16 protein-coding genes and 1 tRNA gene are annotated in these 15702 nt (G+C 35.9%); 6 read left to right on the top strand and 11 right to left on the bottom strand.

Annotated elements, in window-relative coordinates; translation table 11 throughout:
• Nucleotides 1-16: 16 nt before the first annotated feature.
• Nucleotides 17-388, bottom strand: coding sequence for a hypothetical protein (locus tag M902_RS14805; protein ID WP_021268050.1), 372 nt, complete (start codon nucleotides 386-388; stop codon nucleotides 17-19).
• Nucleotides 389-537: 149 nt separating this feature from the next.
• On the opposite strand from M902_RS14805, the gene katG reads away from it, so the two are divergent.
• Nucleotides 538-2655 (top strand): catalase/peroxidase HPI, encoded by a 2118-nt coding sequence (gene katG, locus M902_RS14800; RefSeq protein ID WP_021268187.1) that lies wholly within the window; start codon nucleotides 538-540, stop codon nucleotides 2653-2655.
• Nucleotides 2656-2741: 86 nt separating this feature from the next.
• Here katG and M902_RS14795 read toward each other — a convergent pair whose 3' ends face one another.
• The 3 genes from M902_RS14795 to M902_RS16230 form a co-directional block, all read right to left on the bottom strand.
• Entirely contained in the window at nucleotides 2742-3113 is a 372-nt protein-coding gene (locus M902_RS14795) for a tRNA-binding protein (RefSeq protein WP_021268117.1), read from the bottom strand.
• Between the two features lie 130 nt (nucleotides 3114-3243).
• A complete protein-coding gene (locus M902_RS14790) occupies nucleotides 3244-3924 on the bottom strand; it encodes a peroxiredoxin family protein (RefSeq protein ID WP_021267791.1) in 681 nt (226 codons plus the stop codon).
• Nucleotides 3925-4009: 85 nt separating this feature from the next.
• Entirely contained in the window at nucleotides 4010-4456 is a 447-nt protein-coding gene (locus M902_RS16230) for an N-acetyltransferase (RefSeq protein WP_021267898.1), read from the bottom strand.
• Between the two features lie 174 nt (nucleotides 4457-4630).
• Here M902_RS16230 and M902_RS14780 point away from each other — a divergent pair, with 174 nt between their 5' ends.
• Nucleotides 4631-5113 carry a hypothetical protein gene (locus M902_RS14780; protein ID WP_021268006.1) on the top strand — a complete coding sequence of 161 codons (483 nt, stop codon included), beginning with the start codon at nucleotides 4631-4633 and terminating at the stop codon, nucleotides 5111-5113.
• A 175-nt stretch (nucleotides 5114-5288) separates the two neighbouring features.
• Nucleotides 5289-6590 (top strand): hypothetical protein, encoded by a 1302-nt coding sequence (locus M902_RS14775; RefSeq protein WP_021268459.1) that lies wholly within the window; start codon nucleotides 5289-5291, stop codon nucleotides 6588-6590.
• A 4-nt stretch (nucleotides 6591-6594) separates the two neighbouring features.
• Here M902_RS14775 and M902_RS14770 read toward each other — a convergent pair whose 3' ends face one another.
• Genes M902_RS14770 through M902_RS14760 form a run of 3 tightly spaced genes read right to left on the bottom strand, consistent with a single transcriptional unit; the run spans nucleotide 6595 to nucleotide 8499 of the window.
• Nucleotides 6595-7620, bottom strand: a complete 1026-nt coding sequence (locus tag M902_RS14770; protein ID WP_021268331.1) for a lipoate--protein ligase — start codon at nucleotides 7618-7620, stop codon at nucleotides 6595-6597.
• Between the two features lie 11 nt (nucleotides 7621-7631).
• Complete coding sequence (locus tag M902_RS14765; protein WP_021268200.1) at nucleotides 7632-8069, bottom strand: N-acetyltransferase; 438 nt, start codon at nucleotides 8067-8069, stop codon at nucleotides 7632-7634.
• On the bottom strand, nucleotides 8050-8499 hold the full coding sequence (locus M902_RS14760; RefSeq protein ID WP_021268322.1) for a hypothetical protein: 450 nt from the start codon (nucleotides 8497-8499) through the stop codon (nucleotides 8050-8052). Before M902_RS14760 ends, M902_RS14765 begins: the two co-directional genes overlap by 20 nt.
• 108 nt (nucleotides 8500-8607) lie before the next feature.
• On the opposite strand from M902_RS14760, the gene M902_RS14755 reads away from it, so the two are divergent.
• Both M902_RS14755 and M902_RS16225 read left to right on the top strand, forming a co-directional pair.
• Nucleotides 8608-9000 (top strand): cupin domain-containing protein, encoded by a 393-nt coding sequence (locus M902_RS14755; RefSeq protein WP_021267940.1) that lies wholly within the window; start codon nucleotides 8608-8610, stop codon nucleotides 8998-9000.
• A 150-nt stretch (nucleotides 9001-9150) separates the two neighbouring features.
• Nucleotides 9151-11124, top strand: a complete 1974-nt coding sequence (locus M902_RS16225) for a DEAD/DEAH box helicase (protein WP_021268698.1) — start codon at nucleotides 9151-9153, stop codon at nucleotides 11122-11124.
• Between the two features lie 118 nt (nucleotides 11125-11242).
• Here the strand turns inward: M902_RS16225 and M902_RS14745 are convergent, their stop codons facing one another.
• Entirely contained in the window at nucleotides 11243-12127 is an 885-nt protein-coding gene (locus M902_RS14745; RefSeq protein ID WP_021268281.1) for a LysR family transcriptional regulator, read from the bottom strand.
• Nucleotides 12128-12222: 95 nt separating this feature from the next.
• Between M902_RS14745 and M902_RS14740 the strand changes: the two genes are divergently transcribed.
• Nucleotides 12223-12726: a lactoylglutathione lyase family protein gene (locus tag M902_RS14740; RefSeq protein ID WP_021268418.1), complete on the top strand. Its 504-nt coding sequence runs from the start codon at nucleotides 12223-12225 to the stop codon at nucleotides 12724-12726.
• A 111-nt stretch (nucleotides 12727-12837) separates the two neighbouring features.
• Here the strand turns inward: M902_RS14740 and M902_RS14735 are convergent, their stop codons facing one another.
• The 3 genes from M902_RS14735 to M902_RS14725 all read right to left on the bottom strand — a co-directional run bounded on the left by M902_RS14735 (nucleotide 12838) and on the right by M902_RS14725 (nucleotide 15612).
• Nucleotides 12838-14370 (bottom strand): DUF1254 domain-containing protein, encoded by a 1533-nt coding sequence (locus tag M902_RS14735; RefSeq protein ID WP_021268148.1) that lies wholly within the window; start codon nucleotides 14368-14370, stop codon nucleotides 12838-12840.
• Between the two features lie 174 nt (nucleotides 14371-14544).
• Nucleotides 14545-15111: a GrpB family protein gene (locus tag M902_RS14730; protein WP_021268027.1), complete on the bottom strand. Its 567-nt coding sequence runs from the start codon at nucleotides 15109-15111 to the stop codon at nucleotides 14545-14547.
• 425 nt (nucleotides 15112-15536) lie between these two features.
• Nucleotides 15537-15612, bottom strand: a tRNA-Phe gene (locus M902_RS14725).
• Nucleotides 15613-15702 lie beyond the last annotated feature (90 nt).

The raw sequence follows: 15702 nt of genomic DNA, 5'->3' as shown, positions 1-15702 counted from the left end.
TACCGCCCCTTCTTACTTAATAAATACTTTTACAGGAAGCAGAGCAATCTTCAAAATTTTGAATATCAACTCGTTGACTTAAGCGAAGGCCATTAATATTGGCCAAAAGATCACGCCACTGTGCATGTCCTCCACCAAATAAATCATAAATCTCTTTTGCGACACCAATAATAGCAGAAGAACTGAGACCACACTCAATACCGACGATACAAGACACTGTACAATGCTTATACTTATCAACTTCTAAGTTTTGAGACTCTAGGACCCTTTTATAGTAAGTTGCTGACTCAACTGCACAAAGAAGCTCATCATAACTCTTATTATAATTATTAGAAGCGTACGAATAACTCGTAACGAAAATGGCCCAAAGAGCCAACGCACAACGCATATATCATCCCTTTATAATTATACGACCACAGTGGCCACTCAAGTAAAGTACATGATTAAAAGAATAAACAAAAATTAAAGATATAAATAGTTTTATTTTTAGATATAATATAAACAAAAACTACCTAATACCAAAAAGGAGCATTGATTATGTGGGGAACTAATAATAATGATTGGTGGCCAAAGCGCCTCAAGCTTAACATCTTAAGACAACACTCAGAACTGACTAATCCTATGGATAAAGACTTTAACTATGCAAAGGAGTTTAGCTCCCTAGATCTAAATGAAGTAAAAAAAGATCTATTTGATATAATGACAGATTCACAACCGTGGTGGCCCGCAGACTATGGACATTACGGACCTTTATTCATTCGAATGACCTGGCATGCTGCTGGTACATATAGAACATCAGATGGACGAGGCGGAGCAAACACAGGCAACCAACGATTTGCACCTCTTAATAGCTGGCCAGATAATGGAAACCTCGATAAGGCACGTAGGCTCTTATGGCCAGTAAAACAAAAATATGGAAACAAGATTTCATGGGCCGACCTTCTTGTTCTTGCAGGAAACTGCGCTCTAGAATCAATGGGTTTTAAAACATACGGATTCGCAGGTGGACGACAGGATATCTATCAGCCAGAAGAAGATGTTTACTGGGGAGCAGAAGCCGAGTGGCTTGGAGATAAAAGATACACTGGAGACCGAGAGCTTGAAAAACCTTTGGCCGCAGTTCAAATGGGACTAATCTACGTAAACCCAGAGGGGCCAAATGCCAAGCCAGATCCGGTTGCTTCAGGTATTGATGTACGAGAAACATTTGCACGAATGGCCATGAATGATGAAGAGACAGTGGCCCTAGTGGCCGGAGGTCACACTTTTGGAAAGTGTCACGGAGCAGCTCCAGACTCAAACCTTGGACCAGAACCAGAAGCGGCTCCAATCGAACAAATGGGACTTGGATGGAAAAGTAGCTATGCCACTGGAAAGGCCGGCGATACAATTACAAGTGGAATCGAAGGAGCATGGAAGCCAAATCCTACAAAGTGGGATAATGGATACCTAACAATGCTATTTAAATATGAATGGGAAAAAGTGAAGTCTCCTGCTGGAGCATGGCAATGGCTTGCAAAAGATGTAGCCGATGAAGATATGATTGAGGATGCGCACGATAAAACAAAAAAACATCGCCCAATGATGACAACCGCTGACCTTTCACTACGCTTTGACCCAGCATATGAAAAAATTGCGAGACGTTACAAAGATAATCCTGAAGAGTTTAGAGAGAGCTTCGCAAAAGCATGGTACAAGCTTACTCATAGAGATATGGGCCCGAAAGCACGCTATCTTGGAAAAGAAGTACCTAATCAAGAACATCTTTGGCAGGATCCTATCCCAGCACTAAACCATGAACTAATAAATGAAATCGACATAGCAGAACTAAAGAATCAAATTCTTAACTCAACACTAAGTATTTCTCAGATGGTAAGAACAGCTTGGGCAGCAGCTTCTAGCTTTAGAGGATCAGATATGCGTGGAGGAGTAAATGGTGCACGTATTCGCTTAGCTCCACAAAAGAACTGGGCGGTAAATATGCCATCAGAGCTAAGTGAAGTTTTAGTAGAACTTGAGAGAATACAAAAAGGTTTTGATAAAACAGTCTCACTTTCTGATATTATTGTACTTGCAGGCTGTGCAGGAGTAGAAAAGGCCGCTAATGATGCAGGCGTAAAGATTGAAGTTCCATTTAAGCCTGGCCGAATGGATACAACACAAGAGCTTACAGATATTGAATCTTTTTCAGCTCTTGAGCCAGAAGCTGATGGGTTTAGAAACTATTTAAGAACAAAGTTCACAGTTGCAGCGGAAGAGCTTCTAATTGACAAGGCACAACTACTAACGCTAACAGCTCCAGAAATGACTGTTCTAGTTGGAGGACTTCGTGTACTCGGAGCAAACTATAACAATTCAAATCATGGAGTATTCACTAATAGAGTTGGTGTTTTATCTAATGACTTTTTTACGAACCTTCTCGATATGAAGTACGAATGGAAGGCCAAAGATAATGATAAAGATATTTTTGAAGCAACAGAAAAGTCTTCAAATAAGCCGATTTGGACAGCGACACGTGTTGATTTAATTTTTGGTTCTAACTCTGAGTTAAGAGCAATATCAGAAGTTTACGGACAAAGCGATTCAAAAGAGAAATTTGTAAATGACTTTGTAAAAGCTTGGGATAAGGTTATGAATCTCGATAGGTTTGAATAAAAGTAATTATACTTAAATATAAAGGTCTATCTAAATGATAGACCTTTTATTTTAGAACACATTCTAACTTGGCAATGACTACTTTATTAATGTAGGCGTGCACCATTTGGTACATCTTTATCAAGATTAAACAAAACAATATCGTTATTTGAGTCCGAGAAACCCATAACTAGAACTTCAGACATGAACTTTCCTATTTGTCTTGGAGGAAAGTTAACAACTGCCAAGACTTTCTTACCGATAAGCTCTTCTTTATTATAATGAACTGTGATTTGAGCACTAGATTTCTTCACACCTACGCCTTCTCCAAAGTCGACCTTAAGTTTATAGCTAGGTTTTTTCGCCTCTGGAAAGTCTTGAACTTCGACCACTTCACCGATTCTCATATCGACTTCTAAAAATTTGCTAAAATCTATATCTTCAAGAGATGGAGCACTCGGCTCAAAATCTAAATGCATAAATATCCTTTATCGTTTCTAAAATTATAAAAGAAAAATGTTTGATCAACAATTAGTTAATGACCACACAAAATAAAACAATATACAGTCTTTAGTTAAGCTTAATGACCGCACTATTAAAGTAGAGCTACTATTTTAAATATTTTAGTAAATCTTTAGGATCGGCCCTTTTCGTATAATCAGCATCTGCAAAAGCATAGATAATCTTTCCATCTTTATTAACGATATAAGTTCCAGGTAAAGGAAGCTCATATTTTTCACTATTTTGATTTTTTTGAATATCGATACCAAATTTCGCATAAACTTCTTTTAGTCTTTCCTCCAGCTTAAATGCGAGTCCAAATTTTTTTGCAATTTGATTATCAACATCCGAGAAAATAGGAAATTCTAATTTATGATTTCTTTTTGTTTTTGCAATTTCTTTCTTAGTATCAGGAGCAAGGACGATGAGCTTTGCACCTTTCTTTTGAATTTCACGATAGTATTTTTGATACTCTTTTAATTGGATCATACAGTAAGGGCACCAACTTCCACGGTAGAAACTTATAATAATACTTCCATCCTTGTAATATTCGCTAATATCCTTACCACCAATATTAAAACTAGGGACTTTAGTTCCCTTCTTTATACTCTCCTCTACAATGCCTGAGTCTTTAAGATGCTGAAGAGCTTCATCCATAACCTTTGTTACTTCAGCAGTTCTTTTCTTATTCGCATTCTCTCTTCTTTCATCAAGTCGATCTTGAAGAGCGCTGTTCGCAAAAGATGAGAACGACAGCGCGAATAAGCTTAATATTGTAATTTTTTTCACTAAGATTCCTTTATAAAGTTAAAATTTATAATAGGGTATCCCTAGGAGAGAAATTAATTGTCAGGAGTTTGTTAAAGTTGTGTAACTATAAGCTTCTTTCTAGAATTAGCTGTTTTATTTGATTTTCCTTGATTCTCGTATCTATTAATCTAAAACCAAACTTTTCATTGAGTTCAATCATTTCTGGATAACGAGCATCTGTATGGGTTCGAACCTTAAAAAAACCTTGCTCCTTGGCCCACGCATGTTGTCTTTCCATCAGTTTTGTCGCCAATTTCTGGCCACGATAAAATGGGACAACACCTCCGACCCAGCTGTAGAAGTAGTCTCCACAATCATAGCCAACTTTAAAAGCAATAGGCAGGCTTCCATCAAAATAAAATTGGGCAAGGAATTTAGAGCAGTCTTTTGTTTTTGAGTACATTCTATCAATACAATACGGCGTACTAAAGATCTGCGAATTCGTCTGTGAAACGATCTCAAAGACCTCATCTGAGATTTGTGAATATTCTTTATACTCGTAATGATCCATAAGGACGCAGAATATATCATAAAATTTTAAAACGTACATCCTTTGTGTTTTAAGTTTCAATACTTTACAATCAAAACTCTCTAGGCCCTTATAAGTAAATATTATCTACCCCTCTTTGCACAGCACGTCATTCTCGCTATATAAATGAAAAATAAGTTTCACAGGGAGTAACAAATGAAAGGTCTTAAATCTTTTCTACTATTTATATTACTATCAACAGCTGTTTCAGCTCAAACTGATTTCTTATCTAAATCAGAGGCAAAAGAGATCAATAAGTATATGGACGATATCTGTATGGACACATACTGTGGTGGTGAAATCAATTGGTATACACAGGGTATGAATTGTAGCGGCGATAAATGCACAATCTCGTATAAAGCATATACTTGGAATAATGCAGCTGATTCGTTTGATGCAGACCTTCTTAAAGCGCTAAGTGGTAAGCCTAAACAATTTCGTAGTCTAAACTCGTCACTTAAGTTCGAAAATTATCAATTAGAAAGTAAGCAAAGAGCTTCTGTGAATATTACATGTACACTTTTTGGCCTTAATAATGAAGCACTTGCAGAGTACGATAATGATAAACAAGAATATCTATATACAACAATTCTTGAGTCATGTATTGACCCTGTTGAATCACTCATTCTAGATTACTAAAAAATGCAAAGGTCCTTGTCAGACACAGGGGCCAAATTTCAAATCTATGTTTCGCCACTCCTAATCTTACGTGCGACATTCTCAATACACATGTCAATAACTTAGGCACTTAACAGCATATAAACTACCGAAATTACTCAAAAAAACTGGCATAGATCATGCTGATATAATATCGATGTGTAAATCTATCTTTCTTCTATTCATCCTAAACCTCTCGGTCTGGTCAGCAGATCTTCATCTGTTTAATGCAGATGAAAGCTTTAATGACAACTTTGCACAGAGTATTTTATCGGGAGATCTTAAAGCTAATGAAGTAATCCATTTAAAAGATAAGAATGTTATCTTCAAAGAAATACTTGGAAGTGGAAATACAACAATCATTTTAAAAGTCTATGACGAAGAATTACAAAGAGAGCTTGCTCTAAGACTACCTCATGGCAATCAAGAAAAACGCTACACGATCTTTGATGGCAAAAAATTCATTGATTACTCCTACCAAGGCTTTGAAGAATTAGATGAATCAAAGCTTTCAATTCCAAAGATTCACGATTATGAAAAGAGTGCCTACCTTCTCGTCGATCTCATTGAGAATGACTATGATCTAAAAGAGTATCTTTCAAAAAGTAGTTCAATGACTAATATTGAAAAAACTGAAGTTGAGGATGCCTTAATTGACTTTGCAAAGAAGAGTGCTATTTATCAGTCAATCGGAGACTTTCATAGTGAACAAATCGTATACTCAAAAGCATTAAAGAAGTGGTACCTACTTGATTGGTCATCGGGACACACTCTTGCAAGACTGCCCTCTTCACCGACATTATTTTCTGATCATTTCTTTACCAATAGTGAACGCTCTACTACTGAATATGAAAGAGATCTCATGAATCGCTTAAATGAAGCAGTAAGCGAACAGAGAGCAAAACAAGTTGAGCTTGATAATATTGAACTTGAAAAGATAAAGCAAAAGCTAAGTGAAATAGCAGACTATAAGAAGATCATCGAAGTCTACAGTGAACTTAGAACGAATCATATGATGTCATTTTACACACAGTTGCAAAAAGATTTCATTACAAATCACTTAACAAAATTTCCTGCAGGAGAAATAAAGAAGCAAGAACTAGAGCTCTTAATGAACCACCTAGGAAAGTTCTCACCATTTTACTTTTCTCAATTTGCTGAAAAAGTTATGGCCAATATTTATGACCTTGAGTCCTTTATGTTTATTTATAATAAGATGAATGAAATAGGCCTTGATGAAGAGCTTGAAGATGATATCTCTGATATTATTGCAAATCATATAAAAAGAATCATCTCTAATACGATAGATTCACCACAGACATCAAAAGATATTGAAAAGCTATTACAAAGCTACGGACTCATCGGCTACCTTTCAAAGCAAGTTCTTGAAAATGCTAGCGAGTACTTAAGGCCTGCGCAAAGCTGCCAAGAAGTCCTATCAAATATTCTAAACTCTTAATAATTTATCGAATATTTGAAATTAGCCACTGTGTGAAGTCATCCACTTCACCGTGATGATCTTGAAATTCATCCTTCAACTTAGTAAGAGTTTCTTCCACGGCCTTAGCGTCATATTGAACACCTTTTAAAGTTTCCGCAAAAGATTCGATTAAAGGCGGATGAAGGCAGTCACTAAAGATTGTCACCTCTTCCATTATCCCTTTATTAGAATTGATATGAACTTCAACTCCTCCCCAAGTAAAGCGCTCTTCAAATTGATGATTAAATTTCGGCGTCTTTCCGTAGAGCCAATTCCAGTCTTTTAATTCATCATAGTATTCATTAACTTTAGGAACAGACTTTAGGAAGTCGTAATTTAAAACCTCGACTTGCGCTTGTGCATCATAGAAACGACAGAATTCTTCAATAATCGCACCTGAGAGAGTCTCATGAGTGATTTTAGAATTAATTTCAGCAAGATTGATTACACGAGCGCGTGCTGACTTAATCCCCTTTGATTCTAATTTCTTCTTATTAGGGTTTAAGTAGTTTGCAAGCTTACTAAGATCTGCATTTATAAGTAGCGTTCCGTGATGAAAACTTCGGTCTCTTTTCACTTTAAAGGCCGAACCAGAAATCTTTCTTGATCCTTCTTCATTCTCTATTTTTACTTCAATATCATTTCTTCCATTAGCAAAGGCATCAACACCAAACGCTTTTAAAGCATTTGTGATGATCTTATTATTTGCGTCTTTGTCATATGAATCTTTTGAAGACATAAAAGTAAAATTGGTATTTCCCAAGTCATGGAAAACGGCTCCACCGCCACTTTGACGCCTGGCAAGTTTCACTCCGTCTTCTTCCATCTTGCTTGTGATACATTCTGTCCATGGGTTTTGGTGCTTTCCAATGACAACAGTTTCATCATTTTGCCAAAGAAAGAGAACATGTGAATCTGTGTCCATATCATTAAAAATCCAATTCTCTGTGGCGAGGTTAAAATATGGATCGTACTGCTCAGCTACAAAAATTTTTACTTTCTTACTCATAATATTCCTACTTATAAAATCGATCTTTCAAATCGCAATCCATTACAATCATCGTAATAGTCTTCAACAACTTCGACTTGATGAAAACCCAACTTTTTATAGAGGGCGATAGCACTACGATTATCCTCTCTAACAGTCAGTCCAATTGTCATCATACCTTGCGCACTAACACAGTGTTCAAGTAGTTTTAAACCTAGTCCTCTACCTTGATAATCTTTCTTAACTGCAATATCAACGAGCTCAACATAATCATCTTCTTCAATAGTACAATAAAAGCCTAAGACATCTTCATCAACTAAAGTTATAAGTTGATAGCCTGGATAATCCTCAGGGAATTCTACTAATGCTTGAAAAGTTTCCATCTCTGTTGATTCGTCTGCCCCGTAGTTTTCCAACTCGATTTGAAATAGCTGCTCAACTTCTGACAACTTAGGTTTTCTTAATTCCATAATATTCTCTTTCTTTAGTCTTCCTAATAAGATAGGACATATCTACTTGCTGGGCCTTTCCATCTTTCCAAGTCTCTCTATGAAATACATATTTATCACCCATCGTATAAAGCCTAAACCTAAATTCAACATCTTTGTGATTACCTTTTAAATAATAAACATTGCCTTCAACGCTACCTTTTGCAGAAAAATCACCTTGGCTCATTGTGATTTGGCCATCGCTAATCTCTAGATTCATATCCCTAGTTAGATCTTTACCTTCTTTATATCCATGTGCAGTGATAGTAATAACATGCTTACTTTTACCAATCATAGTCTCCGGATAAGACTCCCTCTTAATAGGCTTTCCATCTGACACTTCAAAACTCACATTATCCCATTTACCTATTAAGAAGTTTATAAGTGAATTGTAAGTATCTTTTGATTCCATATTGAATACTCCTAACAAGACATAAAAAAATTGATAAAGACAACCGCCCCTATTAAATATACTATCAAACTAAAATAAGAACCCCAAAAGAATTTTATAGAGGTCAGTGTGCCAAAAGCAGAAAAAATTTCAATTTTAGATAAAATAAATTCCACTATTTTTTTTCCAAACAGAAAACCAGATACTCCACCTGAAGAAATGAACGAAACTTTTTGTACACTATCTGAATACAGAAATGGTGGTATCTATGCCGGCCAATATGCCGGTAACTCGGAATGGGAAAGACACCCTCACGGCGATGAAATCGTTATGGTCGTTGATGGAATGGCAAACTTAATTCTACTTATAGATGGGCACGAAAAAAGAATTGAACTTAACAGTTTAGAGTTTGCAGTTGTTCCCGAAAATATCTGGCACCGTTTTGAAGTCCCTGAAGGTGTAAAGATTATGGTGGTAACTCCACAACCAACTGATCATCAAATAGAGAAACCAATTTCTTAAACTATTTCTGGCTCCTCATTACTCTTCAATAAAATCTACTACTTGCGTTATATAGTTAAAAGAAGACAATAAAAAACACTCAGTTAAGTAATATAATGAAAATAAAGAAAACACTTAGATTAGTGTGACGATTAGCGTATATTGGTTACTATGACAAATAATATACCATTTAAAGACTTTAATTTAAGCCCCGCACTTCTTGATTCCATTGAAAAATGTGGTTTCACAACAGCAAGCGCCATCCAAGAACTAACAATAGATCCAATTCTAGAAGGTAAAGATATCCTTGCCCTAGCAGAAACAGGATCTGGAAAGACTGCGTCATTTGCCATCCCAATCATCGAGCATATCATCCATGATGATCTTGTTAAAGTTGATGAGGTTCACTACGTTGTCCTATCTCCCACAAGAGAGTTGGCCCAACAAACAGAAAAGGTCTTCAATGATCTTGGTAAAGACTCAGGAATAAAAACAGTTTGCGTTATCGGTGGTGAAAGCCTCGAAAGGCAAAAAGAACAAATAAGTAAAGGCGCACATATCATTGTTGCAACTCCTGGGCGCTTAGTAGATCTACTTAAGCAAAAGGCCGTCCTTATTGATCGTACTTATGGAATCGTGTTTGATGAAGCAGACCGATTATTTGATATGGGCTTCCAAAAAGATGTCGAATACACTCTTGGCCAAATGCCAGATGACAGACAATTAATCATGGTTTCAGCTACGACTAATATGGCAGTTTTAAATACGGCCTATAAGTTCAATTCAACCCCAATCGAACTTAAGTTGAACGAAGATAATATGGTTGTTGATCATATCGATCATAAACTAGCGATGATTAATGCAAACGAAAAAATGGGCCTTCTCGTAAGTACCATCCGAAATCATGAAGATGCATACGCTCTAGTCTTCTGTAATACAAAATTTCAAACGCACTTAGTTGCTGAATGGCTGATCGCAATGAACTTCAAAGCGAAAGCAATCTCAGGTGGCCTCTCTCAGAGTAAGAGAACCAAATTAATTAAAGATTTTAGATCTAAAGAGACGACAATCCTTGTCTGTACGGATGTTGCGGCACGAGGTCTCGATATTAAAGATGTTAATCTTGTTATCAACTATGATCTTCCACAAGATGCTGCTAACTATGTTCACCGAATAGGTCGAACAGGGCGAGCAGGCTCAGAAGGTGAAGCAATAAGTTTTTGTTCATTTGATGACTGTGAATACTTAGACCCAATCCAAGAATTTATTGGTGATAAAATTCCAAAATTAGAAATTGCTCCAGAAGATATTTCAAAGCAACTATCAAAGAAGCCATTCATTGATCGCAAAACTTTTAAAGTAGTCGATCGAGCGACAGGTAAGCCTCTAACTCAAGAGGAAAAAGATAAGCGTAAGAAACCTCAGAGGAAACCTAAGAAGAAAGCTCAAAAAAGAGTAGATACAAATACTGTAACTGAAAAATCGATAAGCAAACCAGTTGCAAAAATTGAAAAGAAACCAAGTACACCAACCTTTACGATTCAAACAGATTCTCAAGAAAGTGCTAAAAAAGCCGCTCTTGCATTCTTTAAAATAAAGCATGATTCTCAACTAAACCTTGATGAATCGACTCTGGGACGTAAGAAGTACTTCCTATTTGGCAAGAGGCTTACTAAGTTCACTTATAGTCTTCGACCAACTTATAAAAAGATCGTGATGCCATTTATTATCGCTCTTATTAAAAAGACAGGCTTGAAGCTATTTGCCAAGTTCTCGTTCAATGGAAAGAATATTAAAGTCTTCTTTTCGGGAGCAGATGAGAAAATGTTAACTAAAGACAATAATGAACTTCTTCAAGCGCTTGAGCACCTAACAAGGCTGCACCTATACAACAGTGTTAAAGTTCCTAGAGAAGTTAGACTAAATTTCAAGTGTAAGGGCCTTAAGAACCAAGAAGACTCTCTTATTAAAATGGTAGAACGTGAGACTGCAAAAGTTCTAGACTCTCGCGAGCCGGTGACACTAAAAGCACTAAATGCTTCTGATCGTAGGCTTGTTCATCAACATCTTGATAAGCACAAAGAAGTTAAAACAGTCTCAATCGGTGAAGGCCGAATGAAGAAAATCCAAATTACATTAGCATAAATACTGATTAAAGATGTATTCTTTGAAGTGCCGATTTGGCACTTCAAAGACTGCATACATTAAGTTTTTTTCTGTATTGTTATATCGCAAATAAACAAATGAAACAGATTTTATATTTCTACTTTGAAACAATATTAATAATCTGATCCATAAACCAATTGTATCTCTTACCAAAGACTTTATTCTTCTTATGAATAAGAAAATAAGGGTCGTAGATAGGCTTCTTGCTTGTAAAGATTGAAACCTTTGAACGTAAAGATATGGACTCAACATACTTTCTAGGCATAACAGTAAAACCAAGACCCATCGATACAGGAATGAGTATTTGATTTATTTGATTAATATAAGTAACTGATTGAATCTCTTTAATATTACCTGTAACATCCAAGTTTTCATTTAAAAATCTCTCCAAATAAAACTTACCATCAGGATGATCAATGAAGCCCAGTTTCGCTAAAGAATCATATAAAGAACTATGTGTAAGACGTAATCCTTTTGGATAAACTATGCACAACTCTTCTGCACCGATTTTTCTTTCTTCAAGTAAATGTGAATTGAATGCAGATGTCGATATTCCAATATCAACTTCATTATTCATCACTTTACTTTTTACCAAATAATTTGGGACGGCCTCAACACTAATTTTTAAATTTGGATATTTGATTTGTCGTTCTAAGAATAATGGATAGATCAACATGGCCAATGATCCTGAACATGCAATTTTAATACTTCCAGAATATTCGTCTTCAGAGTCTAGCCTATCAAACATTCCCGCTTCAAGTTCGATCTTCTCCAAAGCATAGTCGTATAAAATCTGGCCTTCACGAGTAAGCTCAAGGCCCTTACCTACTTTATTTAATAGCTTATATCCAATGGACTCTTCAAGCTTTTGTAGATGCTGACTGACCCCTGGCTGAGTCATGTTCAACTTATGTGCAGTCTTAGTAAAATGACCTTGTTCAACTAGGGTCGTAAATGTCTGTAACCACTGACTATTAACCATGCAACACTATAACATATAATTATCAAAACAATAACAAATAATAATTTTATATTATCACTACTTGAAAATATAATGGAAGAAAAATGGAGGTCATTATGACAAATAAAACTTACCCTAGAACATTTTCTCATATTGGAATATCGGTCCCAGACTTAGAGAAGGCAGTCGAATTCTACACAGAAGTCCTAGGTTGGTATTTAATTATGAAGCCAACAGTAATAAAAGAAGAAAAGTCTCCAATTGGAGAGATGTGTACCGATGTATTTGGTTCAGGATGGGAAAGCTTTAAAATTGCACACCTATCAACAGGTGACCGAATTGGTGTTGAAATCTTTGAATTTAAAAATCAAGAAAACCCAGAAGATAATTTTGAATACTGGAAAACAGGCGTCTTTCACTTTTGTGTACAAGATCCGAATCTTGAAGAGCTTGCAGAAAAAATCGTCGTAGCTGGCGGAAAGAAAAGAATGGAAAAACCACGTTACTATTATCCAGGAGAAAAGCCATACCGTATGATTTATATGGAAGACCCTTTTGGTAACATTCTAGAAATCTATAGTCATAGTTACGAATTAACTTACTCAGATGGTGCATACTAAACCTATCAACAGTAGGAATTATGAATAGAAACAATGATTGTCACAATGGTACGTTGTTACTAAAAGTAATTTAAGTCAGTAATACAAAATATTTACAAAGAAAATCTTGCATCATTCAGATGCAAGATTTCTAGAAACTGACTTAATGACTTTAGGCGGTGACCATTTTCCATCTAAAGCAGAAACCTCAGGGTTATACAAGCGTAGTGTAACACCCATAACACCTTTCTTTGCAGATGGAAGCCAATTTCCAACCTTATCTTCACTTGGTCTCTCCGCTTGAATGTAAATATTTAAAGAACCATCTTCATTAAATTTCAAATCATCACGAGAGCCAATCACGTATCGGTCAAGTTCATTATCAACAGCAAAGCCCTCTTCATCGTACATTGTAATTGACCAAAACGCCTTGGCCGGTGGTAACTCTCCTTTTTCAAATTTTATTATATAATCGTTGCTAGCTTGCAAAATATCACCGTTAGAGTCCATAAAATTGAGTGGATAGATTGCATCTTGAGCAGGTAATGCCCCTAGGCCAATAAAACAAACTAGAGCACGTTTTAAATAAAAGTTACCGTAAGTCCCCATGCTTGTTGTATTCATCTGCCAGCCATTTACAATATTTGCAAGTTTAGGCTTTGCCTCCTTCATAAAAGCTTGTGCAACTTCGCGTGAGCTAGATAAAGCAGACTGTATGTTTGACGGGAGATTATCAATATTTAATTTTTCATTAATATTTAATCCGATTCTTTTCATTCTCAAAATGATATCAGTATCAGTTAAATGAGGAGCATGTAGTTTCAAAAGGTCCATGCCATACTTAAAGTATGTAATTGAATCCATTTCATTTACAATTTTAAGTGGTGATCGTTCAATATCAACATCTGGAAATTTTAGTTTTTGAGATAGTTGCTCAATTGTTAAATGATCCTCACTCAACACACTCGTTATCTTCATACCATTTTGAAAACTACGGACAGCTTTATAATCCTTTGCTCCATTAGTTTGTGTTCTACCTATAACCCAAGTCATAAAAGTTGGAGACTTAACTAGCGTATACCCCTCAGGTACCTCACCGTTAAAATTAGGGCCCACAACAAATACATCTTGTTTTTCATGTCCCGTTGTACGGCTTCCTAACACCGCGTATGAATCTGTAAACATATCGTAAAATGGCATCAAGAAAAACCGACCTTCTGAACTGGGTATCGAAATCTTAACTGGCCCAGCTGTTAAATCAAGCCAGGCGATAGAATAAAGTGTATCAAAATTAGGTCTTACTACATCTCTAAAACTAGAATCAGGGTATTCTCTCATATGATGAAAGTTATTAATAGGGCCTGCTCCAGGTCGAGACCCTTTTGGAGATAATGTCTGCTGCCTTCTAGTTAAATCCATTGTGATCAATGGATAGAGATATATATAGGCCTCGGTCGCAATTCTCTGTGCCTCTTCATCACTGATTTCATAATTTCGATTAATGTCTGTTTCTTTAATTTTATCAATACGACTATTCAAAGTTGATATAGTAGACACTTTATTTTTATTTGTATCTTGAAAATATACTATAACAAGGCCAAGAATAATTACACCTAAAACACCATAGATTAATTTATGAACTTTAGTCTCTTGTGGTTGACTCATACTTATCTCCTTTTCACTTAGAACATAAAAAATATTATTAACTTCTTGAATTTAGAACAACTTAAAATGAGTCAATTTAAGACTAATAAGTATTAATTTGTAACAAGTGTATAATGGTGCCTAAACCATTAAGGGGGGAGGGCCATAAAAAGTAGATGATTTTTATGGTGCCCCTTAATAGACGAATTTCGAAAAATAGGATTTTGCCTCTTCAACTAATTCTAAAATATTTTTTGTTTTTGCATCAGAGTATTCATTTCGAGGTACATCAAGAGACTTCTTAACGGTTTCATATCTAAGCGCAGCATCAAAGTTCTGCTGTAAATAATCTTTAAATAAGACATGATTAAAAAGCTCACTACTGCCAGACTTAAAAATATGTAAGTGAGAATATCCAATTGTTTTATCCTCATTGTAAAGAACTGAGTATCTTCGCCCCTCAATCCCATACTCGCCTTTATACTCATATCCAATAGCGACAAGTGCATTCTTCTTTTTATCTAATTCATCCAGATTTTTAACCTCTCCAACAATATCTAAAATTGGCTTCGCTACAATTCCAGTTATGGCCGTACTTCCACAATGGTACAGTTTAAGAGAATCAAGATTTAAAGCATTTAAAATTCTTTTAGACTCAACATCAAAGACTTTTGACCAGTTTGGATTGTGTTCTACTAAACGTACTCTATTATCTCTAAGTAGACCTAATCCATTTTCTTCAAATATAGAAAATGAACTCATAGTAACCTCTAATTTGACTCGACCGCCAAGGGTATTAAAATTAAGTAAATATTCGAACTAATATAAGTATCTGAAAGAAATAAAAAAAGCCAGTACCAAGACCGGCTTTTTAAGCGATTCTAAAAGATGGTGCCCCCGACGCGGATTAACCAATCATCCAGAAAATTCCCTTGTATAAAGTTCACCGCATCCTGCTCGTTGGACACCTCCGCCCATCGTGGGCTACGGCCTGCCCGAACTCGCACTAACATTGACTGTCTTTTTACTTATTACTTAAGAAGTAAAAACGTGCGCTTTGGGCACGTTTTTTCGGTCAGGTTGCTCAAACGAGCAAAGTCCTGAAAATCCTTTTTGGATTTGTAGTGTGCGATGTTTGGGTGGAAAAAAGGCAAAAAAAAAGCTACTTCAAAGAAGTAGCTTTTTTATGGTGCCCCGACGCGGATTCGAACCACGGACACAAGGATTTTCAGTCCTTTGCTCTACCAACTGAGCTATCAGGGCATAAATGATTTGGTTCCATTAAATTAATGGTTTATCTCTCCTTCGTCAATAGAAAATTAAAAAGTTTTTTAATTTTAATTTGAGATATCT

This window comes from Bacteriovorax sp. BAL6_X (genome assembly GCF_000443995.1).
GTDB lineage: Bacteria > Bdellovibrionota > Bacteriovoracia > Bacteriovoracales > Bacteriovoracaceae > Halobacteriovorax_A.
This window is presented reverse-complemented; position numbering and strand designations above follow the sequence as displayed.

Excerpts from the sequence above, each read along its gene's own strand:
- M902_RS14805 (WP_021268050.1), bottom strand. The coding sequence starts at position 388 with ATGCGTTGTGCGTTGGCTCTTTGGGCCATTTTCGTTACGAGTTATTCG.
- katG (WP_021268187.1), top strand. The coding sequence starts at position 538 with ATGTGGGGAACTAATAATAATGATTGGTGGCCAAAGCGCCTCAAGCTT.
- M902_RS14795 (WP_021268117.1), bottom strand. The coding sequence starts at position 3,113 with ATGCATTTAGATTTTGAGCCGAGTGCTCCATCTCTTGAAGATATAGAT.
- M902_RS16230 (WP_021267898.1), bottom strand. The coding sequence starts at position 4,456 with ATGGATCATTACGAGTATAAAGAATATTCACAAATCTCAGATGAGGTC.
- M902_RS14780 (WP_021268006.1), top strand. The coding sequence starts at position 4,631 with ATGAAAGGTCTTAAATCTTTTCTACTATTTATATTACTATCAACAGCT.
- M902_RS14775 (WP_021268459.1), top strand. The coding sequence starts at position 5,289 with ATGTGTAAATCTATCTTTCTTCTATTCATCCTAAACCTCTCGGTCTGG.
- M902_RS14770 (WP_021268331.1), bottom strand. The coding sequence starts at position 7,620 with ATGAGTAAGAAAGTAAAAATTTTTGTAGCTGAGCAGTACGATCCATAT.
- M902_RS14765 (WP_021268200.1), bottom strand. The coding sequence starts at position 8,069 with ATGGAATTAAGAAAACCTAAGTTGTCAGAAGTTGAGCAGCTATTTCAA.
- M902_RS14760 (WP_021268322.1), bottom strand. The coding sequence starts at position 8,499 with ATGGAATCAAAAGATACTTACAATTCACTTATAAACTTCTTAATAGGT.
- M902_RS16225 (WP_021268698.1), top strand. The coding sequence starts at position 9,151 with ATGACAAATAATATACCATTTAAAGACTTTAATTTAAGCCCCGCACTT.
- M902_RS14745 (WP_021268281.1), bottom strand. The coding sequence starts at position 12,127 with ATGGTTAATAGTCAGTGGTTACAGACATTTACGACCCTAGTTGAACAA.
- M902_RS14740 (WP_021268418.1), top strand. The coding sequence starts at position 12,223 with ATGACAAATAAAACTTACCCTAGAACATTTTCTCATATTGGAATATCG.
- M902_RS14735 (WP_021268148.1), bottom strand. The coding sequence starts at position 14,370 with ATGAGTCAACCACAAGAGACTAAAGTTCATAAATTAATCTATGGTGTT.
- M902_RS14730 (WP_021268027.1), bottom strand. The coding sequence starts at position 15,111 with ATGAGTTCATTTTCTATATTTGAAGAAAATGGATTAGGTCTACTTAGA.